The organism is Actinoplanes sp. NPDC049802, assembly GCF_040656595.1.
Lineage (GTDB): Bacteria > Actinomycetota > Actinomycetes > Mycobacteriales > Micromonosporaceae > Actinoplanes.
The window spans coordinates 164,837-188,308 of sequence record NZ_JBFAMR010000009.1 but is presented as its reverse complement, the minus strand read 5'-3'; the positions used below and the strand labels follow the sequence as shown (position 1 = coordinate 188,308).

Sequence of the window (23,472 nt, the reverse complement as noted above, 5' to 3'; positions counted from 1 at the left end):
GAATCCTCAACCCATCCGAAGACAGGCCGGGGTATTGCCATAATTGGCACTGGCTTATCAAGCACCCTGTTGAGTTCTCAAAGAACAACCGCACACCATCAAAACGATCCGCAATCCGCGGCCCGTTCCCCCGGGGCACTCGCTCTACTTTACTAGGCCTTCTCGGTGTTGTCAACCGGTTTATCCCGGTTGGCTCCGATCTGCCCTAGTAAGTCCACCGCGCTGAGCCCACAGCCAGGCTGTGGTCTCAGTTCAGAGGATTTGGCAGGACGGCCGGTTGCGGATCTCTCTGTGAAGATCGGCCCGCTTGCCTCGCCCGTTTCCCTGCCGGCTCGCAAAACACTACCCGCTGGTTCCCAGGCCGCCAAATCGGGGGTAGCCCATTGTCGTTTCCGCAGGTCAGAGCCGATTTGAGTCATTCCGCGGTTCATCCGCCAGGGATGAGGCGCGATCAGGGACGACGTACTTCGACCATGCCGTCGCGGACACGTACCGGGAGGACCGGCTGGTCGTTGGCCGCCGGGCCGTGGACCACGGCGCCGTCCTTGAGCCGGAAGGTGCTTCCGTGCCACGGGCACACGACACAACCGTCGGCCACGTCGCCCTCGCTCAGCGGTCCGCCTTCGTGCGAGCAGCGGTCGATCAGCGCGGTGACCCTGTCGCCCTGGCGGAACAGGAGGACGGCGACGTCATCGGCGCGACGGACGGCCGGCTTCCCGTCCGGCAGGGAGGAGAGCGATCCGATCACGGTCCATTCCTCGGGGACCCGCGCCACCTCGGGGGCGGCGTGGCTGATTCCGGCGCCCTGCGCGTACGAGAGATGGCCGCCCAGAAAGGCACCCGCTCCCGCGACCGACAGTCCGGCGAAGGCCAAGGCCTTGCCCTGGGTGACGCGCCCGGTGAGCCGGGCCGCGAGGGACGTCGCGTAGAGGCTGGTGGCGAGCGCGTTGGCCGCGGCGTGGACGAGGCCGACACGGCGGCGGTCCTTGGTCGTCTCGGACCAGTCGACGAGGCCGGCGAGCACGGCGGGTGCCACTCCGGCGAGCCCGGCGCCGATGAGCGCGGTCGCCGCCCGTTCCGAGGAGCGGGAGCTCGTCACGGTGCCGGCGAGGTCGAGCAGCGCCGCCGAGAGGAACGCTCCGACCGGGACCTGTACGAGCACCGGGTGCAGTGGATGCCCCAGCCAGGTGCCGTGCAGGAGATCGCGGAGGCTGCGCGGCCGGATCGTGGCCGTGACCGCCGCCTGGAGTCTGTCGCTCGCGCCGTCGAGGGCGTTCGCCTGTTCGAGCCGGGTGAGAACCTGCCGCAACATGTCTTCGACGGTTCCCACCCGGTTCCGGTCGAAACGTCAGACGAGGGCTTTCAGCGCGTCGCCGATGCCGCGGTGGAAGGTGGGGTACGCCCAGATCTGGCTGAGCAGGGTGGTGATCGGCACCTCGGCGTGGATGGCGACGGCGAGCGCCCCGATCATCTCGCCGCCGGCCGGGGCCGCGGTGGTGGCGCCGACCAGTACGCCGCGCGCCGGGTCGGCGACGACCTTGATGAAGCCCTCGTTGCCGGGGCCGTGAACGAATCCGCGGGAGGTGGCGGAGAGCGGCACGTGGCCGACCCGGATCTCGCCGAGGTTGTCGCGGGCCTGCTGTTCGGTGAGGCCGACGGCGCCGATCTCGGGGTCGAGGAAGGTGACCCGGGGCCGGGCGCGGTAGTCGGCGCCGGGCCCGCCCTGGCCGAGGATGTCGCGGACCGCGATGTCGGCCTCGTACATGGCCATGTGGGTGAAGTTGCCGTTGCCGGTGACGTCGCCGACGGCCCAGACCTTGTCGGCGGCGCGCATCCGGTCGTCGGTGGTGAGGAAGCGGGCGCCCGGGTCGAGGCCGATGGTGTCCAGGCCGAGGTCGCCGAGGCGGGCGGCGCGGCCGGTGGCGACGAGCAGTCTCTCGCCGGTGACGGTGCCGCCGTCGGTGAGGGTGACGGTGAATGTGCCGTCGAAGGCCACGTGGGTGGCGCGGACGCCGGTTCGCACGGTCACCCCGTCGGCGGTCAGGACTCCGGTGGCGACCTCGGAGGATTCGGGTTCCTCCATGGCGAGGACGCGGCCGGATCCTTCGATGATCGTCACCTGTACGCCGAAGCGCGCGAACACCTGGGCGAACTCGCAGCCGATCGCGCCGCCGCCGAGGATGATCAGTGAGTCCGGCAGGGCGCCGGTCTCGACGGCTTCGCGGTTGGTCCAGTACGGGGTGCCGGCGAGACCGTCGATCGGGGGGATGACGGCCACGGTTCCGGTGGCGAGGACCAGGCCGCGTGCGGCGGCGTACTCCTGCTCGGCGACGCGGACGCGGCCGGGACCGGTGATCGTGGCCCGGCCACGCACGAAGGTCGCGCCTTTGCCGGTGAGCCGGTCGACGGCGACCTTGTCGTTCCAGTCGTCGGTGGCCTCGTCGCGGACGCGTTTCGCGACGGGCGCCCAGTCGGGTTCGACGGTGGAGGCGCCGGCGAGGCCGGGGATGCGGCGGGCTTCGGCGAGCGCGGCGCCGGCGCGGACCATCATCTTCGTCGGGATGCATCCCCAGTACGGGCATTCGCCGCCGACCAGGTTGTGTTCGACTCCGATCACGTCGAGTCCGGCCGAGGCGAGCCGTCCGGCGGCCTCCTCACCGCCCACGCCGAGCCCGATGACCACCACGTCCACGTTTCGCACGTCGCCCATGGGGTCCAGCTAACCATCGGCAGGTTTCCTCAGGTGTCCCGTGAAGCGACCGATCCCTGACTGTCGCGGAAGCGGGAAACGCCGAGGAGAGGCGGCCGTGAGGGGGCGATGGCGGGCACGGCTGGTGCCGTCATCCTCGCGGCCGCCACCGGTCGGCCCGGGTTGCCGGCCGTTCCGCGCCGAGTGGGGCAGGAGTCGCGGGCCCCGCCGGAAGAACGTTTGACGGACGCAACCGCCGGCGGGCCCCGCTCCCGTCCGGCGGACCGGACGGAGAATCAGTCCCGCAGCCAGACCGCCTCGTCCCGGTGCGATTCCAACGGTCCGGGGTAGTCGAGGCCGCGGCGTTCCGGTGCGGGGAGACGCCAGGGCTGATGCACGGCGGCGCCGTCGATCCCTTTCAACTCCGGTACGTAGCGACGAACGTACACGCCTTCGGGGTCGAACCGGAGCGCCTGGCGGATCGGGTTGAACCGCCGGTAGGGGCGGGTGTCGTTGCCGGTGCCGGCGGTCCACTGCCAGTTGCCCGAGTTGTTCGGCACGTCTCCGTCGAGCAGCCATCGGAAGAACCAGGCGGCGCCGGGCCGCCAGTCGATGCCGAGGTGCTTGGTGAGGAACGCCGCGGTGATCAGGCGGGCCCGGTTGTGCATCCAGCCCTCGTCGAGCAGCTGGCGCATGCCGGCGTCGACGATCGGGACTCCGGTGAGCCCGTCCTTCCAGTGCTGGAGGGCGTCGTCGTCGTGGCGCCAGGTCGTGTCGGCGCCCGGGCGCAGCGCCTCGGTCGACAGTTTCGGGTGCGCGCGGGCGACCTGGTAGTAAAAGTCTCGCCAGCAGAGCTGACGGGCGAAGGCTTCGGCGTCCGTCGAGCGCGCCGTCCCGGCCAGGCTGAGCGGGGAGAGGCAACCCCAGCGGAGGTACGGGCTGAGCCTGCTCGTGGCGTCGCCGGCCAGATCGTCGTGCGCGTCGGCGTACCCCTGGATCTCGTGCCGGGACCATGTCGTGAGCCGGCGGCGGGCCGCGGTCTCGCCGCCCTCGCAGGTGTGGGGTGACGTCGCTGCCGGGATGGCAGGCAGCGGGCCGGGGGTGACGCCGTCCGGCAGGGTGATCCGTTTCGGGGTGGCCGCCTCTGGTCGCCATCGTGCCGCTGACCAGGAGCGGTAGTAGGGCGTGAAGACCTTGTAGCAGTCTCCGCCGCCGCCCGGGCGGAGCGTTCCGGGTGCGACGACGGTGAGGCCGGGGTGGAGTTCGAGGGCGATGCGGTGTCTTTCGCACTCGGTTTGGAGGCGGCGTTCGCGGCGGCGGGCGTAGGCGCTGACGTCGGCGGCCAGGGTGATCGTCGTGGCGCCGGTGTCGCGGGCCGTCCGGATCGTCTCGGTGACCGGGTCGCCGTGGCGGATGACCAGGTCGGCTCCGATCTTCCGGAGGTTGTCGCGCATGTCGGCGAGGCTCTGGTGGAGGAAGCGGGTGCGGTTGGGGGAGAGGTCTGCGAGTTTCGGGTCGAGGACGTAGAGGGGGACCACTCGCTCGGCCGTCCGGCAGGCGGCCGAGAGGGCGGGGTTGTCGTGCAGGCGCAGGTCCCGGGTGAGCAGGACGACGGCGGTGGACATCAGGCGGCCGGCTGGACGGGGGTGCCGGGCCGGGTGAGCAGGCTGCGCACCGCGACGGCGGCGCGGCGGCGGTTGGGGACGGTGGCGCGGCGGCCGAAGACGTCGTAGTCGATCGCCTCGATCTCGTCGAGGATGCCGCCGTAGAGCTGGAACGCGGTGCGCATGCAGGCCTGGGAGGCCGGTTCGAGCAGTGGGATGCCGGGCGCGGCCAGGGCGTAGTGTCCGCGGGCCCGGGCCACCTCGGCCTTGATCAGTTCTTTGATCGCCGGGGTGGCGACGCCGTCGCGCAGTTGCCGGCGGGTGACACCGAACTCGTCGAGGTGTTCCTCCGGCAGGTAGACGCGGCCGCGTTCGAGGTCCTCGGCGACGTCCCGGATGAAGTTGGTGAGCTGGAACGCGAAGCCGAGCTGGCGAGCCGGTTCGCGGGCGGCGACCGGGTCGGAGGAGCCGAGGATCGGCAGCATCATGGTGCCGATGACCGCGGCCGAGCCCTCCATGTAGTCGAGCAGGTCGTCATAGGTCCGGTACGACATGACTGTTATGTCCATCGTCATGCTGCGCAGGAATTTCTCGAAGTCGTCGAGGTCCAGGTCGAAGACCGCGATGGTGTGCAGCACCGCCGGGAGCAGCTCGTCGTCGGTCTCCTCACCGTGCAGTCCGGCGAGGAACCGGCCGGACCACTCGGCGAGCAGGGCGGCTCGCTCGGCGGAGGGCCGGGACTCGGTCCGGTCGACGATTTCGTCCGCATATCGGGTGAATCCATAGAGGGCGTGCACATGCCGCCGCTTCCACGCCGGTAGTAACCGGGTCGCCAGGTAGTACGTCCGTCCGTGCTCGCGGTGCAGTTCACGGCAGCGTTCGTAGGCCGCTGCCAGATCGGTTTCCATCCCGGGTCCTCCGGTTAAATCGACGCACGAATCGACGCAACTACAGAAACTTAGGGTACGGTACTGAGCGTGGCCAATCACACCCTCGAGGGAAATCGCCTGGAAGCGATCCCTCGCCAGCCGGTCTCGCACCGAGCGCTGATCGGCGCCGTCGAGGGCACGCTGGCCGATTTCCTAGCCGTCCAGATCGCCGCCCTCGACGCCGTGGATCCCGCGCTCGGCGGATTCGCCCGCACCGCCCGTGACCTCGTCATGGCCGGCGGCAAGCGGATCAGGCCGACATTCGCGTACTGGGGCTGGCGCGGCGTCGTCGGCGCCACCGAGCCGGTCGAGACCGTCTTACCCGCCCTCGGCGCTCTTGAACTCATGCACACGTTCGCGCTGGTGCACGACGACGTGATGGACCGGTCGGCGACCCGCCGCGGCCGGCCCACCGCGCACCGGCTCTTCGCCGACCAGCACGGCGACCGGTTCGGCGACTCGGCCGCCATCCTCGTCGGCGACCTCTGCCTGGTCTGGGCGGACCAGCTGCTGGCCCGGACCGCGGTGCCCCCGGCCGTGCTGGTCGACGTCCGGTCCCGCTACGACCGGATGCGGGTCGAGGCCGTCGCCGGTCAGTACCTCGACGTGCTCGGCGAGACCGACCCCGCGTCCTGGTCGGTGGAGCGGGCGCTGCTCGTGGCGCGGCACAAGACCGCCAGCTACACGGTGCAGTGGCCGCTCTCCTTCGGGCTGGCGCTCGCCTGCCCCGGCCGCAACGACCTGGAAGAGGCCTACCAGGTGTACGGTCTCGCCGTCGGTGAGGCGTTCCAGCTCCGCGACGACCTGCTCGGGGTCTACGGCGATCCGGCCGTCACCGGGAAGCCGGCCGGCGACGACCTGCGCACCGGCAAACCGACCACCCTGCTCATGCTGGCCCGGCGGATGGCCACCGCGGCACAGCTCGACGAGCTCGCGGTGGCCGACGTCACCCGGCAGGCCGAGATCATCGCGGCTACCGGGGCGCCCGCCCGGGTCGAGGAGATGATCCGCGAGCGGGTTCAGGAAGGGGTGGCGGCCATCAGCGGCGCACCGATCCGGGCCGACGCACGTACCGCTCTGGCCGAACTGGCGACGGCCGCCAGCCACCGCCCGGCATGATGATCCCCCTCCCCTCTTGTTTGGAGCTGTGACGTGCGAACCGTGAGTGGACCCACCGACCACGTGATCGTGGTCGGCGCCGGTCTCGGCGGCCTGGCCTGCGCCTTGCACCTGGCCGCGGCCGGACGCCAGGTCACCGTCGTCGAACGGGAACCGGTCCCGGGCGGCCGGGCCGGGCGGTTGTCCGTGGCCGGATACGAGTTCGACACCGGCCCCACCGTGCTGACCATGCCCGACCTGATCGCCGAACCACTGGCCGCCGTCGGTGAGAAACTCGGCGACTGGCTGGAGCTGACCCCGCTCGACCCGGCGTACCGGGCCTACTACCCGGACGGTTCCACGCTCGACGTGCGTACCGACACCACCCGGATGGCGGCCGAGATCGCCCGCGTCTGCGGCGCCCGGGAAGCCGACGGCTACCTGCGGTTCGTCGACTTCACCCGGCGGCTCTGGCACCTCGAACGAGACCACTTCATCGGCCGGAACCTGGACTCCCCGGTCGACCTGCTCAACCTCAACCTGCTGAAACTTCTCGGGATGGGCGCGTTCCGGCGGCTCCAGCCGAAGATCGGGGAGTACTTCCGCGACCCCCGTACTCAGCGGATCTTCTCGTTCCAGGCGATGTATGCCGGGCTCGCCCCGCACGACGCGCTGGCCATCTACGCGGTCATCGCGTACCTGGACTCGGTGGCCGGGGTCTACTTCCCCAAGGGCGGCATGCACGCCGTACCGAAAGCGCTGGCCGGCGCCGCCGAGAAACACGGCGTGACGTTCCGTTACGACACGACGGTCGAGCGGGTCACCACCGCGCACGGACGGGCAACCGGGGTGCTCACCGCCGGCGGTGAGCACATCCCGGCCGACGTGGTCGTGCTCAACCCCGACCTTCCGGTCGCCTACCGCGACCTGCTGCCACCGCGGCGCAGCCTGCGGCGGTTGCGCTTCTCACCCTCGTGCGTGGTCCTGCACATCGGCTCCAGCCAGGCCTATTCCAAGATCGCCCACCACAACATCCATTTCGGTACGGCGTGGAAGGGCACCTTCGACGAGGTCATCCGCCGGGGACTGCTGATGAGCGACCCGTCCCTGCTGGTCACCAACCCGACGCACACCGACCCGTCCGCCGCTCCCGACGGCCGGCAGACGTACTACGTGCTCGCACCCACCCCGAACCTCGATGCCGGGCCGATCGACTGGCGCGGCGGCATGGCCCAGCGGTATGCCGACGAGGTGCTGCGCGTGCTGGAACACCGCGGATACGTCGGCTTCCGGGACGGGGTCGAGGTGCAACGGATCATCACGCCCGCCGACTGGGCCGACGACGGCATGGCCGCCGGCACCCCGTTCGCGGCCGCGCACACCTTCGGCCAGACCGGCCCGTTCCGCCCGTCCAACCTGCACCCCACCCTGCCGAACGTGGTGTTCACCGGATCCGGCACCCAGCCCGGCGTCGGTGTGCCGATGGTGCTGATCTCCGGCAAACTGGCCGCCGCCCGGATCACGGAGGCTTACTGATGTCTGCCCGCGAAGCCGAGCTCGTGGAACTCGTCGACGAGCACGGCGCCGCCACCGGCTCGGCGACCGTGCTCGACGCGCACGAGTCCCCTGGGCTGCTGCACCGGGCGTTCTCGGTGTTCCTGCGCGACCCCGACGGGCGGGTGCTGCTGCAACAGCGGGCCGCCGCCAAGACCCGGTTCCCGCTGCGGTGGGGCAACACCTGCTGCGGGCATCCCGGGCCGGGCGAGGGTCTCACCGCCGCCGCCGGGAAACGCCTGACCGAGGAACTCGGCGTCGCGCCGGTGCCGCTGACCGAGGTCGGCGTCCACGTGTACTTTGCCGAAGATCCGGTCACCGGGCGCGTCGAACGGGAGTACGACCACGTGCTCCTCGGCGACGTGCCCGCCGGGATGGAGTTCCGGCCCGACCCCGCCGAGGTGGCACGCCTGCGCTGGGCGGTGGTCGACGACCTGCGCCGGGAGATCGCGGAGACCCCGGAGGCGTACGCCCCTTGGCTCGCCGGAGTGACCGAACGACTCGCCGCACACCTGTCTCCCGCACCGGAGGGGCCGGGTGACCGGTGAAGGGCTGAGCCCGGGCGCGGCCGCACGCCGACTCGGCGTCGCGGTCACCACACTGCGCACCTGGCACCAGCGGTACGGACTCGGCCCCAGCCGTCACGAACCCGGGCACCACCGGCGATACACCGTCGAAGACATGGTCCGTCTCCAGGTCATGCAACGGCTCACCGCCCAAGGTGTGGCACCCGCCGAAGCAGCCGCCTGGGCGTGCCGCTCACCGGACGCCGACACCGGCCCGGCCGATGACGCGCCCGCCGGCGGTGGGCAGACCATCGCCCTCGGCGGCCGCGCCGACCCTGCCGCCCGTGGCCTGGCCCGCGCCGCCATGCGACTCGACGGGCCGTCCATGCGCTACATCCTGGACTCGGCGGTCACCGGCCGAGGCGTGGTCCCCACCTGGGAGAAAGTGATGATGCCGGTGCTGATCGGCATCGGCGAACGATACGAGGCCACCGAACGGTTCGTCGAAGTCGAGCACCTGCTGTCCCGCTCGATCACCGAAGCCCTCGCCGCCGTTCCACGCCCGCCCCGCGACCGTGCCCCCCGGGTCCTGCTGGCCGCCGCCGACGAGGAACAGCACACCCTCCCCCTCGAGGCGCTGGCCGCCGCCCTGGCCGAGAACGGCGTACCGAGCCGGCTGCTGGGCGCGCGGGTCCCGCCACGGGCGCTGCTGGACGCCGTGGACCGTACCGGCCCCACGGTGGTGGTGCTCTGGTCCCAGTTGCCCACCACCGGAGACGTCACCCAGTTGGACCGCCTGCTGTCCCTGCCCCGCCCGCCACTGGTCATCGGAGCCGCCGGACCCGGCTGGCCGGCCGCCTCATTACCTCCCGCGGTGACCCCGCTGACCGGCCTCGCGAGCGCCATCCACGTCGTCACCGCCGCATGCGCCTGACGTTTTGGCTGGTCAGAGCGGTGGTCGCAGAAAAGGGGGGTACCGATTTGAAGATCGGGAAGGGCATCGCATATGCTTTGCATGCCTCAAGCGGGGGGCGCGGTTGGGGCCAAAACCACCAAGCGTTGCCAGTCGCGCAGCCAGCGCGATGTGCAATGATGGCGGAGTTGCCCTCATCGTCTAGTGGCCTAGGACGCCGCCCTTTCAAGGCGGTAGCACGGGTTCGAATCCCGTTGGGGGTACTGGTAAGTTAGCAGCAGCAAGTTGCTGACGAACCAAACGGTAAGACAGTTACAGAGCAAGGTCCTGTGGAGCAGTTGGAGTGCTCGCCGCCCTGTCAAGGCGGAGGTCGCGGGTTCAAGTCCCGTCAGGACCGCAAGGCAAGTCCCACGGCCAGGTAGCTCAGTTGGTACGAGCGTCCGACTGAAAATCGGAAGGTCGGCGGTTCGACCCCGCCCCTGGCCACCGAGCCTCTCGCCGGGCTTTGAGCGTCGTCCACCTGCGGAAACGCACGGTGGACGTTCTGCTTTCCGGGGTCGTTTCGCCACCCCCGAAGTTGACCTCCGGTGACCGCAGATCCCCATGATCGCCATCACGAGTTGCACGTTCGCTGCACGGTTGGATCTTCCACCTCGGTTCCCGTAACGCCTCGGATCGTCTAACCGCTGCACATTGCGTACCTGGCCCGAAACGACGCCTTCTCTGCCGATGCGAGTGCGCGATGGGTAGATGCAGTCCGCCTGGTGGGGCGTGACACACTCGTCGCATGAATTCAGGCGCGGAATCGCCAATTCCGTACTTCAAGATGGGCGGGGTTCGGCTCTACCTGCCAGACGAAGAGTTCGGCCGACGCCTTGGTGGAGGCACGGCTGAACTGTCGGCATACATCAAGACGCTTGCGTGGGCCGGGGAGCAGTATTTCGGTCGTCTTGGTCGCGACTTCGGCTCACTGGGCGTCCTCATTGCCGTAGGGATCAAGCCTGAGCGCCAGGTAAAACTTTGGTGTGAGGTAGTAGGCGGCCAAATCCCCGGCGACGTGTGGTCGACCTTTGTGGATCTGCTCGACGGGGCTGGTGTCAACGTCCGTCCGCAGGTCACTGCGCCTGTGGCGTTTGCCATCGAGGGCATCCTTGGAAACGGTCCTGCATCCTTCCCTGATGCCCCGACCGCGTGGATTGCTGCAGCTCAGGGTCACGGTCAAGGCGTCTCGGTACCCGAGGGCATCTTCGAGATCGTGTTCCCATAGCGCTCTGGCCAAAGCATTCATCTACTGACTGATGCTTGCCAGTCGCCATGTGCGATTTGACGAGACGGCCACGACCGTATTGGCCGCGACCGTCCGTCTCGGAACCCGACCGTCAGACCGAGAAACCGCCGTCGACGTTGATCACCGCGCCGGTGACGTACCGCGCACCGTCACCTGCAAGGTAGGCAACCGCCGCCGCAATCTCGGCCGGTGTTCCATAACGGCCCAGCGCGGTGAAGCCGGTGATTGTGGCTGAGGCCGGCCCGTCTGCCGGGTTCATGTCGGTGTCGATTGGACCGGGGTTTACCAGGTTGACGGTGATACCACGCGGGCCGAGGTCCCGACTGAGACCCTTCGTCAGTCCTACCAAGGCGGTCTTGCTCATCGAGTACAGCGAGAAGCCCGGGAACACCGTACGTTCCACCATGTTGCTTCCGATGGTGATGATCCGTCCTCCGTCACCCATGTGCCTGGCCGCGGCCTTCGACGCGAGGAACGGCGCGCGCACATTAACCGCGATCATGTGGTCGAACTCATCCCGCCCGAGATCCTCCACCGGGCCGACGAAGAACACCGCCGCGTTGTTGACCAAAATATTCAACTGCCCGAACTGGGCGAATACCCGGTCGACCGCGGTGGTCACCGCCTCCGGGTCGGCGCTGTCCACCTGCAGCGCCATGCCGCGGCGGCCGAAGCCCTCGATCTGCTTCATCACGACTGCGGCCTGGTCGTCGCGGTGCTGGAAGGTCAGCGCCACATCAGCGCCGTCCTCGGCCAGCCGCGCCGCCACGCCGGCGCCAATGCCCCGGCTCCCGCCGATCACCAATGCCACTCTACCGTCAAGACCGTTTGCCATGTCCCCACTGTCGTCTTCACGCGCGTGCTCGTCTGGCGGCAATCGGACCCGACGTTATACATTCAGTTCGACGATTTGTTATCGCTTTTCCTGAAAACGAAGAAGTGCCCACGGCCTGCTACCCCTGGGCGTGCCCTCGTGCCGCATTCCGCGTATGACGGTTGGCTACCGTGTTGACCGCGCTACCGAGGATCGGCGGTTTCCCAGGCGTACTGGAACTGATGCGGGTCGAGCTGCCACTCATGAAACACGGTCACAAGCTCGGACTCGTTGGCTGCGGCGGCGGTTCGCAGCAGGGTCGCTCCGATATCGTAATCAAATCCGTCGAGCAGCTCGGCCTCGTACTCTCGGTGCTCGATGCGGAAAGGCCGGGCGGTGCTTCTATGGGTCCATCCCTCACGACGAGCCTCCGCATCCCGTTCGACCGCCCTCGGCGTGATGTCGACGAAGGCCCGCCGTCCCGGAGCCGTAGCGGGTAACTCAACCACCAGACGTCGACCGAGCCGTAGGGCCGACCGCTTCTCGATAGGCCAGGCCGGCTCGTTCGTCATGGCGATCCGCGATGCTCTGCGAACACGAGATGACCGTAGAGCATGACCCGTACGCGCTTCCATGCCGCAACCCGCCCGCAGGGCTCCACTCCCGTCCCAACCAGTCGATGGAGCCAAAATCCATGCTGACCGATGACCGTACGCAATGAATGATCTTGGTTCGGTGCACCGATGTTGGTGTTGTGCCAGATCACTGCAGCCAGAGCGAGCAGCCGTTGACCGATGCGGGTGAACAGGCCGGCCTGGCGGCGGGCGCCGTGACGTTCGAGCGGCAGCCGGCCCGCAAGGGTTTGGAAGATCGACTCGATCCAATGGCGGCAGCGCAGCAGAGCCTTCTCGGCCAGGATCACCCGCCCGCTACGGATCAGCTCGGTGCCGACGGTGAGGCAGAGGCAGTCGCTTCCGCACCACGAGACGTGCCGACTATGCGACCACCCGCACGAAAATCGCGTCGCCGTCCGCCGCCGCGGCGGCGAAGAGTTCCGTGACTTCCCGTGCGTCCCGCGCGACCATCTCCACGACGTCGTCGGACAGTTCCGGCAGGTAGAACTCCGCGGCGAGCGCGACCCGAAAACGTTCAGCCCACTCCTCAAAGGGAGAATCGACCAGCAGGTCCGATATTTCTCGTACGTCGTCGGCACCGACCATCGACGTCATGAGTTCCTCGTCCCACGTGGACGGCCAGAGAAGCCCTGCCGCCGGATGGTCGGGCGCCGCGAGCTGCACCAGCGCCGGAACCATCTCGCCGAAGTCCTCCGTCCCGACAAGCAGCCCTGCCTCGACCGCTTCGCGATAGCCGTTCTCGGTGAAGTGCGGCGCGAGCGCACGAACCTCCGCCATCGACCCCGGCGCCACGAACCCGTCGTCGCTGACCCGCCGCCAGAAAACATCCACACCCGCCATGACCGCGCAATCTATCCGACTCCCTCTGCTAGGTTTCCTTGCAGTGAGCCGGCCTGAGCAACCCATGTGGGACAGCGCGGCTACGGGGAGTGGACATTGGTAGGCCCTCGGAGCGATCCCGGGACTCAGTCCGGGGACAGCCCGACCCACTCCCCGCCGGTGTCCCGAGTTCCGGATGACCACGCCGGAACGCGGCCAGTCGTGCGAACCGGCGATGGACCGCCGCCGCAAGCGCGCTTCACCTTTGGCCGTCGGACGTCGGGGCAGGTCCGCGACATGGTGATCGATCGACCGCTACGGGCGTATCATTCGGCCTCAGCGCCGCTCCATGATCCTGGTTGGCAATCCCCTGCCGTGCGGCGCTACCGGCGTGCCTGATGGCCGGAAGGACGGTACGAAGGTTGCTGGGACCCATCACGTCATGGCTGACCCGACCACGGATCCTGACTGCCGCCTTCCTGTCTGTCGTCATCCTCTCGGTGGCGTACTGGAACGTCGCTCATCTCGTTGTCCTGCGGGACCATCCGCTGCCGTCGGTGATCTTCTGGCCTGCGGTCTGGGTGTTGCTCGGCATGACCGTGACACTGTTGGTCCCGTCCAGCCGACGTACCGGTGCGGGCGCCGCTCTGGCGTTCGGGGCTACCGGTCTCGCTGTGTTGTGCGCCGGCGGTGTCACTGTGCTGGCTGGGGTCTTCATCAGCTCAGCGCCAAGCGGTGAGTTGATCGATCATGCGTCCTCCCCCGACGGCCGGTACGAGGTTCGGATCCTGCACTGGCGAGCCGTGCTCGGCGAGGACGGCTGGGACGTCGTGGTTCAGCGCCGAGACGGTCTGCGTTTCGTTGAGGCGGACGCCGGTTGTCTGTTCTCGGAAGACTCCGGGGGCTACGAATCGATCCAGTCGGTCGAGGCCGGATCGGTACGCATCGTCACCGGCGCAGGCCCGGTCGCGATAACGTTCGACCCGGCAACCATGCAGATGACGAAGCCCATCCCCGCAAGCCTTTGCCCGGGATATTGATGTCCTGACCGCCCATCCGGATCTGCCGCCGGCAACGCTCTCCGCAGCGAGGTGACCGGGGTTCCTCACCGGGTGAGGGCGGATGTCGCCCGCCGCAGATCGCACGTCGTCCGGTCACCGGCCCGCGGGTTCCGCCGAGCCGGTCATCGCCCGGTCGCAGAGCGGTTTGTCTGCTGCCGGCGGATCGTTGTCCGCCGGCAGCCGCCGGGTCTACGGGGCGGAGTTCGTCTGGGCGGCGCGGATGATGGCCATGGCCTGCTCGTGCGAGCCGGCCTCGAGCATGTCGTCCATGGCGCCGAGGGGCACCCGGTGCAGCGTGTCGATGCCCTCGGGCTGGTACCACACCTCGCTGACCGTGTTCGGGCGCCACCACGGGCGGAGGAAATGCAGGATGCCGAAGCCGGGCTTGTCGAAGACGGTGGCGTGGGAGAACAGACGCCGCAGGTAGCTCAAAACAGTTTCCTTCGGTTGTGGCAGGAGGAGGTGGTGGCCGGGCGGCCGGTGAGGATCAGCGCCAGGCGTTGATGGGCGTGCCGATGCCGGCACAGTCGCCGGCGAGATACACCCAGGCGAGGGTCCCGTTGACGTTGCGCAACTGGCGGGTGAACAGGCGGGACGCGATGCCCTCGACGACGTCGAGTCCCGCCAGGATGCGGGTCATCGTGGTGGGCTCGAAGGCACAGAGGACGCCGGGGGCTTCGCGGTCGGCCGCCGCGTTCAGGGCGGGGTAGCCGTACCCGGTGTCGCGCAGGTCGCCGGTAAGGCTGGCGTTCTCCGGCTGCCCGGTGACCTGGCCTTCGATCAGACGCCAGCGGGCCTGGCCGGGCATGAGCGTTCCGTAGATGACAGGGCGGGCGTGCACTCGCCCGGGGACAGGGGGGTGCCGAAGGGCACCTTGATGCCGATCTGAACGGGCGGGCTGCTCGCCGGCGCCTTGGCGTGCAGCCGTGCCGCCGTGTCCTGATCGGCATCGACACGCAAGAGCTGCTCGCCGTTGACGAGCAGCGGCCAGCGGGTTTTGCGGGCGCCGACGTAGGCGGCCGGACGCGGCACGCGGGCGCCGTTCTCCAGTTCGATGCTGCCGGTGTGCAGCACCTGCAACTCGTAGACGGAGTTCTTCTCGAAGCGGCCCTCGACGACATCGAGCCGAGCCAGTTCGGACTGGTCTGCCATGGCGACCACGGCGGTCTCGGTGTATTCCGGAGAGGACGCGGCGGCCAGAGTGACCGGAACGACGCCGTCCGACCGCCTCGTTCCGTTGCACCAGACGGAGGCGAGTCCGCGCATCGTGCAGGCCAGGTTCACCGACGGCAACGTGGTCTTGTTGTCCAGGATCTTGCCGGGGCAGGCATTCGAGCCGTAACTGACCACCGGCACCCGCTCGGCCAGAGGAGCGGCGCCCTGCCGCGTGAGCCACCCGTCCAGGCACTGGGGTGCGGCCTGTCCGGTCAGCACAGCCCAGCCGCTGGGCATGCCCTCGTCGGGCACCACCGGCCAGCACCGCTTCGCCTGGTCGATCACCCAGGATCCGGCCGGGCGTTCGCCGGGGTAGGGGGCGACGGTGTAGTCCCTCGCCGGCTGTCCGGGGCGTACCGGTTCGGCCGTCCGGCGCTGCCCGGCCGAAGCAGCGTGGTCCCCGGAAAGGGCATGGTTGTCGAGCATCTTCGTTCACTCCGTCTACGCGATTGGCGTGTGCGAGGAGCAGTAAAGACACTCGATCGGAATATTTTGCGTTCCGTTGTCTCCCATTCCGGCGCCTGCCCCGGTCGGTCCCGGAAGAAGGGCCGAATGTCCCCTCATCAGTGATCCGGGACTGCCGATGGAGGAGACATCTATCGCGCTGGTTGTGGCCAAAGGAGGCGACACCATGGTGCAGGCGACTTCACCGCAGAACGGTTCTCAGGCTGGTTACCGGGTCGGGGCGAGTCATGACGCTCCGACGCGGGGGGCGACGGTGCCGGTCTCGACCGGCGGCAAACTGCCACCGATCGTGTGGACGCGGCCCGACCGCGGCAAGATCCTGCGGGATGACCTTTTCGGTCTCGCGAAGACCGTGGTGGTGACCCTGCTGGGGATGACCGTCTTCATCGCCACCGGGATGGGCATCGCCATCGTCGTGACGACCGTTCTCAAAGCCCTCGGATTCGATCCCTCGTCGCTGTACTGAACCGGACGATCCCGTCGCGTGCCCCGGGGCAAGGGCCCGCGACGGGATCCGGTGGTGTCATCAGCGCTCGCAGTTGACGCGGGTGTCTCCCTTGTACGCCCGGCAGGTGTCGCCGGCCGTACCGTTCGCGCCGCCGTCGAGGCGGTCGGCCGTGCGGGGTTCCTCGTCGCCTTCCAGAGTGTCGTCGCCGGCGCCGCCGTAGACCTTGTCGTTGCCGGAGCTGCCGAACAGCGTGTCGTCGCCGCCCAGCCCGTAGATGGTGTCGTTGCCGACGTCACCGTGGATGTAGTTGGCGGACGCGTTGCCGATCAGGGTGTCGCCGGCGTAGCTGCCCTGGATCACTTCGACGTCCGCGCCGACGGTGTCGCCCTCGCCGGGCCGTCCGTCGTCGCCGGAGGCCCCGTCCAGGTCGACCCGGACGCCTTTCATGTAGCTGCCGTAGTTGACCCAGTCCTCGCCGTCGCCGCCCATCAGGATGTCCGCCGACACGTTCTTGTCGTTCTCGTCGCCGCTCAGACGGTCGAAGCCGGCGTCGCCGTAGAGCCGGTCCCGGCCCGCGTAGCCCATCAGGGTGTCGTTGCCGGCTCCGCCGTGCATGCGGTCGTTGCCCGTCTCGCCGAACAGGTCGTCGTCGCCGGTCTCGCCGAGGATGACGTCGTTGCCGCTCTCGCCGTGCACGGTGTCGTTGCCGGCGCCGCCGTTGAGCAGGTCGCCGCCGGGGCCACCGAGGAAGTAGTCGTTGCCGCCGAGCCCGTGGAGCCGGTCCACGCCGGCGCCGCCGGTCAGCCGGTCGCCCCGGGCGCCGCCGAGCAGCTTGTCGTTGCCGGTGCCACCGTCGAGAGCCGACCACACGTCGGTGTTGTTGGTGACGATGTCGTTGCGGTCGTAGGTGTAGACCCGGATGCGTGTGGGCGCCTTGGACGTCGTACACATCGTCTTGGTCTTGTCGCCTTTGACGGCCTTGCATCCCTTGCCGGCCTTGACCGCCACGACGTCGTCGATGGTGATCGTGTTGCCGGTGCGGGTCAGCACGACCCGGTTCTGCTTGCCGGTGGCCGCCTTGTACTGAACCTTGGTGGTCCCGTCGACGGAGGCGACACCGGTGCTCGCGGCCTGGGCGGGAGCGGCGATCAGGGCGACTGTGGCGCCACCGGTCAGGAGGACGGCGAGCCTGGCGGGCCAGACGGAACGGGACATGATGGGTTCCTTCCGCTTACAACGGGAAACGGCCCGGCCACTGAACGCGACCGGGCCGATTTCCGTCGATCGGGTCGATCAGGAGAGACGGCCGAGGATCGCCGGCGGGGTCGTCGAGAGGCTGCCGATGACGGCGCCGATCGACTTGTACTCGCAGGACGCCTTGCCGCCCTTGAGGACCAGGCAGATGTCGACGCCGGAGCCGCCGGTCAGCTTGTCCTTGGCCTTGGCGTTGCCGATCGCCTTGAGGTCTTTGTTGATGTTCTCACCGGCGAGGAGGTCGTCGCCGGAGCCGCCCTTGATGGTGTCGTTGCCGGACTGGCCGAGAACGCCGTCGTCACCGGCGCCGGCGTCGACGATGTCGTTGCCGGAGCCGGCCTCGATCAGGTCGTCGCCGCTCTCGCCGTAGATCGTGTCGTTGCCCGAGTTGCCGAAGACCTCGTCGCCCAGACGGTTCGGGTCGGTCGGGTCGCCGACACCGGCGCCCGCGTAGACCTTGTCGTTGCCCGCGCCCGCGTAGATCTTGTCCAGACCCGCGGCGCCGTTGAGCAGGTCGGCGCCCGCGGCGCCGTAGAGCCGGTCCTCACCGTCCTGGCCGAACACCTTGTCGTTGCCGGCGTTGCCGGAGAGGACGTCGCCGCCCGCGCCGCCGTAGATCTTGTCGTTGCCGGTGCCGCCGACCAGGCGGTCGTTCGACGAACCGCCGGTCAGGGTGTCGTTGCCGGCGCCACCGTCCGCGGCGAGCGGGACCGAGGTCTTGTTCTTGACCCAGTCGTTCTTGTCGCCGAGCGTGACGTTGATTTTGCTGAGCTGCGTGGTCGTGCAGGTCACCTTGGTGGCGTCACCGGCGACCGCGGCGCAGCCCGCGCCGGCCTTGATGCCGACCAGGTCGTCGAGGGTGACGGTCAGACCGGAAGCGGTGATGGTGAGGCCGTTGGCCTTGCTCGACCCGGCAGCGAAGTAGACCGCGCCGAGCGAGTCGACCCGCGCCGAGCCGACCGTCGCGGCCTGGGCCGGGGCGGCGAGCAGGGCGGTGGAGCCGACTGCCGCGGCGGTGGCGCCGATCATGGCGAGGAACTTGCGGTTGGGCAGGTGCATCTGGGGACCCCCGTAAGGTGGCTGGCTGAGAACCGAGCCAGTGATGTCGTTAACTATAGAACGGTACTGTTTCGGCGCAACCCTGGGTCAGGAGTGCGCGGCGCGGATCTCCGCCGCCCGGCCGAGGATCGCGGTGACGTCCGCCGAGGACCCGACCGACAGCATGTCGGCCGGGAGTTCGAACAGCTCGCAGCCCGCGGTCCGGGCCGACGCGGTGACCAGGCAGATGTCGCCGATCTTCAGGTGCGCGCCGCCGTTGACCAGGTCGGTCGCCGAGCTGCTGCCGATCGGGACGCCGTCCTCGTCGGTGTCCTCGTTGACGAGGATGTCATCGCCGGTGCTGCCGTAGATCTCGTCGTTGCCGCCGTTACCGATCACGATGTCGTCGCCCGCGCCGCTGTCGACGAAGTCGTCACCCTCGCCGCCGACAACGAAGTCGACGCCGCCCTCGCCGAAGAGCCGGTCGTCGCCGTCCGCGCCGAAGATCTCGTCCACGCCGGCCTCGCCGTGGACGGTGTCCTTACCGGAGCCGGCTTCCACCCGGTCCGCCCCGGTTCCGCCGAGGATCAGGTCGTTGCCGCTGGCGGTCTCGATGTCGTCGGTGCCGGCTTCGCCGTACGCCCGGTCGTGGCCGGTGCCCGCGGAGATCAGGTCGTTGCCGGTCCCGCCGCGCAGGGTGTCGTCGCCGCCCTCGCCGTACACGGTGTCGTCACCGCCGTTGCCGTAAACGGTGTCGTTGCCGCCGCCGCCGCGCAGGTGCTCGGAGGCCGCGCCGCCGATCACGGTGTCGTTGCCCAGGCCGCCGGTGGCCACCAGGCGGATCGCGGTCCTGTTGCGCACCCAGTCGTTCTTGTCGCCGAGGTTGACGTCGAGGATCGCGGTCTTGGCCGAGGTGGTGCAGCGGACCTTGGTCTTGTCGCCGGAGACCGCCTTGCAGCCCTTGCCGGGGGTGATGGCGACCTTGTCGTCGAGGGTGACGGTCCGGCCGGAGACGGTGATGGTGAGCCTGTTGGCCTTGCCGGTCACGGCTTTGAACTGGACGGTCCTCGTGTCGGTGACCTTGGCGGTGCCGCCGGCTGCGGCCTGGGCCGGGGTGGCCAGGAAGGCGGCCGCGGCGGCGCTGGCGCCGATCACGGCCAGCATCCTGCGATTGATCAGGAACATGTGGATCCCCCGGTGATCTCGTCAAGGCCGGTGCCGCCGGCATCGGCAACGATCGTAGAACGGTACCGTTTCGACGCGCCTCACCCGAACAGACGATCTACGGGGTGAACGACGAACGGCCCGGCCGCTCGAAAAGCGGCCGGGCCGTTCGGTGAAGCGGGTGCTGCTTACTTCGCCGGCCGGATCGCGGCGAAGCGGGCGCTCAGCTCGTCGCTCGCGCCGACCGAGAGCCCGGCCGCGGCGGGGCCGGTCTGCTCGCAGTTGGCCACGGTGGACTTGCCGGTCACCAGGCAGATGTCGCTGTTGGCGCCACCGTCCACCCGGTCCGCCGCGCTGGCGCTGCCGATGGGCGTGGAGTTGGCGGGGTTGTAGCTGTCACCGGCGAGGAGGTCGTTGCCGGCCTCGCCCCAGATGCTGTCGTTGCCGGTCTTGCCCTCGACGATGTCGTAGTCGGCGCCGGCATAGATCCGGTCGTTGCCGGCGCCGGCGTCGACGAGGTCGGTGTCGGCCTCGCCGTAGATCACGTCGTTGCCGTTGCCGCCGTAGACGGTGTCGCCGTAGATGTAACCACCCGAGGTGTACTCGCCCGCGCCGCCGTAGATCACGTCGTTGCCGTCATCGCCGGAGAGGACGTCGACGTGGGTGCCACCGGAGAGGAAGTCGTTGCCGGGACCGGCACGGAAGCTGTCCAGACCCGCCGCGCCGTAGAGCTTGTCGACGCCCGAGCCGCCCCAGATCGAGTCGTTGCCCGCGCCGGCGGAGACGTAGTCGTCGCCGGCCTCGGCGATCAGCTTGTCGTTGCCGCCGTTGCCATAGATCTTGTCGTTGCCGGTGTCGCCCTGCAGTTCCTCGCTGGCGTTGCCGCCGACCAGGGTGTCGTTTCCGGTGCCGGCGTCGACCAGCAGGTAGACGTTGGTGTAGTTGCGCACGAAGTCGTTCTTGTCGCCGAGCGCGACGCTCAGCTTGGTGGTCTTCGCCGAGGTGGTGCAGCGGACCTTCTTCGAGCTGACCTTCTTGCAGCCCTTACCGGCCTGGATGGCGACCTTGTCGGTGATCGTCACGGTGCGACCGGAGATGGTCAGCTTCACCGAGTTCGACTTACCCATGAGGGCCCGGAACTGGACCGTCTTGGTGCCGACGACCTTTGCCAGCCCGGCCGAGGCCGCCTGAGCCGGGGTCGCGAAGAGAGCGGTGGTGGCGATCGCGATGGCGGTGGCGCCAACTGCGGCCAGGGTCTTGCGGTTGATCAGAGACATCGAGAGAAACTCCCCGTTTGAGAGCGGGCGGAAGCCGTCCACGGAGCAATGATCGTAGAACGATACCGTTTCGACCGCTTCCCCAGGGTCAGTGACGCATGTCACTTCGTAACTGTCAGCAACCGAGCACGGCGCCGACTCGCCTGCCGCGCGGGCGCATCGTGACCCGGACCCGGTCCACGCCCGCCGACTCGCGGATCGCCGGAATCGGCGCGCAGTCGAAGTCTCGTCCCACCGTGGTGAGATGAAGAGACTCGTACGCTTCCAGCCGCACCCCGTCGACAGCCGGCAGCCCGCCGAGCGCCTCCCGCACCGCCGCCCGCTGTTCGGCGCTCGCGTCCGGCACCATGTACACCGCGACGGTGAACTCGCGCTCCGGCATGTGCCGCCAACCGGAGAAGTACATGACCCCGGTGGCCGACACCGCTCCGAGGATCAGCGTGACCGCGGCCACCGTCAATAGCAGCAACCAGCGCCGATTCCGTTCCACAGTGAGCACGTCCCCGTCGGTCATGAAGCGAGAAGCTATATCAGTGCGTCGGCATACCGTTGTCCACAGGCCTGTGCACAGGCCTTGTACGGCTCAGCCCGGTCCTCCACAGTGTTATCGGGATCGGTCAACTCGGACGCGAGGAGGCGTCGTCGTGCAGACTTTCACGAACGATGCGGAGCAGGCGGCCTACACCCTGGCTGAGGCGCTCAGCGAGAAGGCGCTGTCCTGCATGAAGAACGCGGAGGAGGCGGCCGAGGCGTTCCGTGCCGGGAAGATGGCGATGCGACGCCAGTTCAAGGCGCGTGGCCTGTCCGAGGCGGAGGCCGACATCCGCTGGTCCGGCACCTCACAGGCGGCCCGCGCGATCGCCGACAACAGTTTCTTCATGTCACAGGCGTCGATGTACAACAATGCCGCCGCCGCGCAGTATGCGAAGGCTCTCTACCTCAAGGCGAAGTGACGCCGGTGACCTCGGCGCCGCCCAGGTGGGCGGTCTGCCCGGCCTGATAACCGTGGAGGAGGCCGCTGCCGCGCAGCCGCCGGGGCCGCATCCGGGCCAGTTCGGGGTAGGCCTCGTCCCGCCGGCGCTCGACCAGGTCGGTCCGGTCGACGAGCACGATCGCGGCGCCGGGCGTCTCGGCGGCCGCGGACCGTTCGGCCGCCCACAGCCGCCCGCTGATCGCCTGGGTGTAACCGGCCATCCAGGATCTGCGGTAGGCCGCCGCGTGCTCGCCCGCCGGGACCGGGCTGGCGGCGAGACCGTGCGCCGCCTGCACGAGCAGGGAGGTGAAGAGCAGCTCGACCCGCTCCAGGTCGGCCGCGTGCCCGAAGAGGTGGCTGCGGGCCAGGCCGCGCCGCTCCAGGTGGACCACCCGGCAGCGCATCGGGGCGGCCACCGCGGCGAGCAGTCCGGCCTTGTCCCGCGCATAGGGCGGGTCGACGGTGACGACCCGGTCGCCCACCGGGTCCGCCGCCGGATCGCCGGCGGCGAGCATCGCCTGGTCGACGCCGTGCTTGGCGATCAGCTCGGCGGCCTTCTCGGTGAACGCCTCGGCTTCGCCGGGCGTACAGGCCGGATCCTCGGCCATGGCGAGCAGTTTGCGCACGCGGGCCAGCAGGGCTTCAGACATGAGGGGTACGCGAAACGCCGTTCACGCGGCCCGATGGCGCAGTGTCGCGACCGTGGACCCGGCGAGCGCGAGCAGGCAGTCCGGCAGTGTCCCGTCGGCGATCGCCGCCCCGAAGAGCGCCTCGCCGGTCGGGAAGTCGGCGTTCACATACGCGCTGACGAACCGTGCCACCCATCGCTTGTCGTATCGGGCATCGTCGATCCCGGGGAATTCGAGGCTCCACGCGCCACGTCCCGGGACCTGCCCGACCATGGTCGCCGCGAGGCACCAGGCGACGTCCCAGGCGCCGACGACGCCGTCCCGGTCGACGACCGCGTCGAACGTGTCGGCCACAGCCGTGCTGTCGCCGCTGAGCGCACACTGCAGAACCTGCGCGGCGTCGTCGAATGCGTGCTGTGGAACTTCGGTCACGTCAGAAAAGGTACGTCGGACCGTCAAGGAACGCACGGCGACGAGGTGATTCAGGCACCTCGGAGGAGGCAGGTGATCCGGGCCGTGCAGACCCGGTCGCCGGCCTCGTCGGTGAGCACCACCTCGTAGGTCGCGACGGCCCGGCCCCGATGGACCGGAACGGCCACGCCGGTGACCAGCCCGGATCGGGCCGCCTTGTGGTGGGTGGCGTTGATGTCGACGCCGACGGCGAACGGCCGGTCCACGGTCTGCCCGTGCAGCACCGCACCGACCGAGCCGAGCGTCTCGGCGAGCACGCAGGAGGCGCCGCCGTGCAACAGACCGTACGGCTGGGTGTTGCCCTCGACGGGCATGATGCCTACGACCCGTTCCGCGGTGGCCTCGGTGATCTCGATGCCCATCCGTTCCGCGAGCGCACCGCCGCCACCGCTGGTGAACAGGTGTTGCTTGCCGTCCTCAGCGATATCCACGTCGGCGTACGTTACGCCCGTCGCGGGTCGGGACCAGCGACAACCGTCACAGGACCGGGGACTGATCGATTGATCCGATGGGTACTGACCGGTCGTGACGGCCGGCCCATCGGCCGACGAGAGGAGCGCCATGACCGACTGCACCGAGCGGCACCTGGCCGCGAATGACAACGGCCTCACAGGCGAGGGCCGGGAGG

General features: G+C 69.1%; 27 protein-coding genes and 3 tRNA genes. 11 read left to right on the top strand and 19 right to left on the bottom strand.

Features of this window, described 5'->3' with window-relative positions:
- Nucleotides 1–451: 451 nt before the first annotated feature.
- The 4 genes from AB0I88_RS09745 to AB0I88_RS09730 all read right to left on the bottom strand — a co-directional run bounded on the left by AB0I88_RS09745 (nucleotide 452) and on the right by AB0I88_RS09730 (nucleotide 5,201).
- Entirely contained in the window at nucleotides 452–1,312 is an 861-nt protein-coding gene (locus AB0I88_RS09745; protein WP_361020655.1) for a Rieske 2Fe-2S domain-containing protein, read from the bottom strand.
- A 36-nt stretch (nucleotides 1,313–1,348) separates the two neighbouring features.
- Nucleotides 1,349–2,710: an NAD(P)/FAD-dependent oxidoreductase gene (locus AB0I88_RS09740; protein ID WP_361020653.1), complete on the bottom strand. Its 1,362-nt coding sequence runs from the start codon at nucleotides 2,708–2,710 to the stop codon at nucleotides 1,349–1,351.
- Nucleotides 2,711–2,985: 275 nt separating this feature from the next.
- Nucleotides 2,986–4,314, bottom strand: coding sequence for a deoxyribodipyrimidine photo-lyase (locus AB0I88_RS09735; RefSeq protein ID WP_361020652.1), 1,329 nt, complete (start codon nucleotides 4,312–4,314; stop codon nucleotides 2,986–2,988).
- The gene (locus AB0I88_RS09730) at nucleotides 4,314–5,201 is read right to left on the bottom strand and encodes a phytoene/squalene synthase family protein (RefSeq protein WP_361020650.1); all 888 of its coding nucleotides are present in this window, start codon (nucleotides 5,199–5,201) and stop codon (nucleotides 4,314–4,316) included. The genes AB0I88_RS09735 and AB0I88_RS09730 overlap by 1 nt, the downstream gene beginning before the upstream one ends.
- A 99-nt stretch (nucleotides 5,202–5,300) precedes the next feature.
- Between AB0I88_RS09730 and AB0I88_RS09725 the strand changes: the two genes are divergently transcribed.
- The 8 genes from AB0I88_RS09725 (at nucleotide 5,301) to AB0I88_RS09690 (ending at nucleotide 10,560) form a co-directional block, all read left to right on the top strand.
- On the top strand, nucleotides 5,301–6,341 hold the full coding sequence (locus AB0I88_RS09725) for a polyprenyl synthetase family protein (RefSeq protein WP_361020673.1): 1,041 nt from the start codon (nucleotides 5,301–5,303) through the stop codon (nucleotides 6,339–6,341).
- Nucleotides 6,342–6,374: 33 nt separating this feature from the next.
- On the top strand, nucleotides 6,375–7,856 hold the full coding sequence (gene crtI, locus AB0I88_RS09720; protein ID WP_361020648.1) for a phytoene desaturase family protein: 1,482 nt from the start codon (nucleotides 6,375–6,377) through the stop codon (nucleotides 7,854–7,856).
- On the top strand, nucleotides 7,856–8,422 hold the full coding sequence (gene idi, locus AB0I88_RS09715) for an isopentenyl-diphosphate Delta-isomerase (protein ID WP_361020646.1): 567 nt from the start codon (nucleotides 7,856–7,858) through the stop codon (nucleotides 8,420–8,422). Before crtI ends, idi begins: the two co-directional genes overlap by 1 nt.
- Nucleotides 8,412–9,314, top strand: coding sequence for a MerR family transcriptional regulator (locus tag AB0I88_RS09710; protein ID WP_361020644.1), 903 nt, complete (start codon nucleotides 8,412–8,414; stop codon nucleotides 9,312–9,314). Before idi ends, AB0I88_RS09710 begins: the two co-directional genes overlap by 11 nt.
- Before the next feature lie 169 nt (nucleotides 9,315–9,483).
- Nucleotides 9,484–9,556: transfer RNA gene (locus AB0I88_RS09705), tRNA-Glu, on the top strand.
- Between the two features lie 60 nt (nucleotides 9,557–9,616).
- Nucleotides 9,617–9,690 (top strand) — tRNA-Asp (locus AB0I88_RS09700).
- A 15-nt stretch (nucleotides 9,691–9,705) separates the two neighbouring features.
- Nucleotides 9,706–9,779, top strand: a tRNA-Phe gene (locus tag AB0I88_RS09695).
- Between the two features lie 301 nt (nucleotides 9,780–10,080).
- Nucleotides 10,081–10,560, top strand: coding sequence for a hypothetical protein (locus AB0I88_RS09690; protein ID WP_361020642.1), 480 nt, complete (start codon nucleotides 10,081–10,083; stop codon nucleotides 10,558–10,560).
- 112 nt (nucleotides 10,561–10,672) lie between these two features.
- Here AB0I88_RS09690 and AB0I88_RS09685 read toward each other — a convergent pair whose 3' ends face one another.
- From AB0I88_RS09685 to AB0I88_RS09670, 4 genes are all read right to left on the bottom strand, one after another.
- Nucleotides 10,673–11,416: a 3-oxoacyl-ACP reductase family protein gene (locus AB0I88_RS09685; protein ID WP_361020640.1), complete on the bottom strand. Its 744-nt coding sequence runs from the start codon at nucleotides 11,414–11,416 to the stop codon at nucleotides 10,673–10,675.
- A 182-nt stretch (nucleotides 11,417–11,598) separates the two neighbouring features.
- Entirely contained in the window at nucleotides 11,599–11,967 is a 369-nt protein-coding gene (locus AB0I88_RS09680; protein ID WP_361020638.1) for a hypothetical protein, read from the bottom strand.
- Complete coding sequence (locus AB0I88_RS09675) at nucleotides 11,964–12,317, bottom strand: hypothetical protein (RefSeq protein ID WP_361020636.1); 354 nt, start codon at nucleotides 12,315–12,317, stop codon at nucleotides 11,964–11,966. Before AB0I88_RS09675 ends, AB0I88_RS09680 begins: the two co-directional genes overlap by 4 nt.
- 73 nt (nucleotides 12,318–12,390) lie before the next feature.
- Nucleotides 12,391–12,870 (bottom strand): hypothetical protein, encoded by a 480-nt coding sequence (locus tag AB0I88_RS09670; protein ID WP_361020634.1) that lies wholly within the window; start codon nucleotides 12,868–12,870, stop codon nucleotides 12,391–12,393.
- Between the two features lie 401 nt (nucleotides 12,871–13,271).
- Here AB0I88_RS09670 and AB0I88_RS09665 point away from each other — a divergent pair, with 401 nt between their 5' ends.
- Complete coding sequence (locus AB0I88_RS09665) at nucleotides 13,272–13,889, top strand: hypothetical protein (protein WP_361020632.1); 618 nt, start codon at nucleotides 13,272–13,274, stop codon at nucleotides 13,887–13,889.
- A gap of 210 nt (nucleotides 13,890–14,099) precedes the next feature.
- On the opposite strand, the gene AB0I88_RS09660 is transcribed toward AB0I88_RS09665, so the two are convergent.
- Genes AB0I88_RS09660 through AB0I88_RS09650 form a run of 3 tightly spaced genes read right to left on the bottom strand, consistent with a single transcriptional unit; the run spans nucleotide 14,100 to nucleotide 15,551 of the window.
- Nucleotides 14,100–14,342, bottom strand: coding sequence for a hypothetical protein (locus tag AB0I88_RS09660; RefSeq protein ID WP_361020630.1), 243 nt, complete (start codon nucleotides 14,340–14,342; stop codon nucleotides 14,100–14,102).
- A gap of 55 nt (nucleotides 14,343–14,397) precedes the next feature.
- Nucleotides 14,398–14,718 carry a gamma-glutamylcyclotransferase gene (locus AB0I88_RS09655; RefSeq protein WP_361020628.1) on the bottom strand — a complete coding sequence of 107 codons (321 nt, stop codon included), beginning with the start codon at nucleotides 14,716–14,718 and terminating at the stop codon, nucleotides 14,398–14,400.
- On the bottom strand, nucleotides 14,691–15,551 hold the full coding sequence (locus tag AB0I88_RS09650) for a hypothetical protein (RefSeq protein WP_361020626.1): 861 nt from the start codon (nucleotides 15,549–15,551) through the stop codon (nucleotides 14,691–14,693). The genes AB0I88_RS09655 and AB0I88_RS09650 overlap by 28 nt, the downstream gene beginning before the upstream one ends.
- Before the next feature lie 292 nt (nucleotides 15,552–15,843).
- Here AB0I88_RS09650 and AB0I88_RS09645 point away from each other — a divergent pair, with 292 nt between their 5' ends.
- Complete coding sequence (locus AB0I88_RS09645) at nucleotides 15,844–16,056, top strand: hypothetical protein (RefSeq protein ID WP_361020624.1); 213 nt, start codon at nucleotides 15,844–15,846, stop codon at nucleotides 16,054–16,056.
- A gap of 60 nt (nucleotides 16,057–16,116) precedes the next feature.
- On the opposite strand, the gene AB0I88_RS09640 is transcribed toward AB0I88_RS09645, so the two are convergent.
- The 5 genes from AB0I88_RS09640 to AB0I88_RS09620 all read right to left on the bottom strand — a co-directional run bounded on the left by AB0I88_RS09640 (nucleotide 16,117) and on the right by AB0I88_RS09620 (nucleotide 21,285).
- Nucleotides 16,117–17,253, bottom strand: a complete 1,137-nt coding sequence (locus tag AB0I88_RS09640) for a calcium-binding protein (protein WP_361020622.1) — start codon at nucleotides 17,251–17,253, stop codon at nucleotides 16,117–16,119.
- A 78-nt stretch (nucleotides 17,254–17,331) separates the two neighbouring features.
- Nucleotides 17,332–18,351 carry a calcium-binding protein gene (locus tag AB0I88_RS09635; protein WP_361020620.1) on the bottom strand — a complete coding sequence of 340 codons (1,020 nt, stop codon included), beginning with the start codon at nucleotides 18,349–18,351 and terminating at the stop codon, nucleotides 17,332–17,334.
- An 87-nt stretch (nucleotides 18,352–18,438) separates the two neighbouring features.
- The gene (locus AB0I88_RS09630; protein ID WP_361020618.1) at nucleotides 18,439–19,515 is read right to left on the bottom strand and encodes a calcium-binding protein; all 1,077 of its coding nucleotides are present in this window, start codon (nucleotides 19,513–19,515) and stop codon (nucleotides 18,439–18,441) included.
- Between the two features lie 167 nt (nucleotides 19,516–19,682).
- A complete protein-coding gene (locus AB0I88_RS09625; protein ID WP_361020616.1) occupies nucleotides 19,683–20,771 on the bottom strand; it encodes a calcium-binding protein in 1,089 nt (362 codons plus the stop codon).
- A gap of 115 nt (nucleotides 20,772–20,886) precedes the next feature.
- Nucleotides 20,887–21,285, bottom strand: a complete 399-nt coding sequence (locus AB0I88_RS09620) for a hypothetical protein (protein ID WP_361020614.1) — start codon at nucleotides 21,283–21,285, stop codon at nucleotides 20,887–20,889.
- 130 nt (nucleotides 21,286–21,415) lie between these two features.
- On the opposite strand from AB0I88_RS09620, the gene AB0I88_RS09615 reads away from it, so the two are divergent.
- Complete coding sequence (locus AB0I88_RS09615; RefSeq protein WP_361020612.1) at nucleotides 21,416–21,724, top strand: hypothetical protein; 309 nt, start codon at nucleotides 21,416–21,418, stop codon at nucleotides 21,722–21,724.
- Here AB0I88_RS09615 and AB0I88_RS09610 read toward each other — a convergent pair.
- The 3 genes from AB0I88_RS09610 to AB0I88_RS09600 are packed head-to-tail and all read right to left on the bottom strand — an operon-like array spanning nucleotide 21,711 to nucleotide 23,206.
- Entirely contained in the window at nucleotides 21,711–22,394 is a 684-nt protein-coding gene (locus AB0I88_RS09610) for a DUF2786 domain-containing protein (protein WP_361020610.1), read from the bottom strand. The genes AB0I88_RS09615 and AB0I88_RS09610 overlap by 14 nt on opposite strands.
- A 21-nt stretch (nucleotides 22,395–22,415) precedes the next feature.
- A complete protein-coding gene (locus tag AB0I88_RS09605; RefSeq protein WP_361020608.1) occupies nucleotides 22,416–22,805 on the bottom strand; it encodes a hypothetical protein in 390 nt (129 codons plus the stop codon).
- A 50-nt stretch (nucleotides 22,806–22,855) separates the two neighbouring features.
- Nucleotides 22,856–23,206 (bottom strand): hotdog fold thioesterase, encoded by a 351-nt coding sequence (locus AB0I88_RS09600; RefSeq protein WP_106327905.1) that lies wholly within the window; start codon nucleotides 23,204–23,206, stop codon nucleotides 22,856–22,858.
- Between the last annotated feature and the right edge of the window lie 266 nt (nucleotides 23,207–23,472).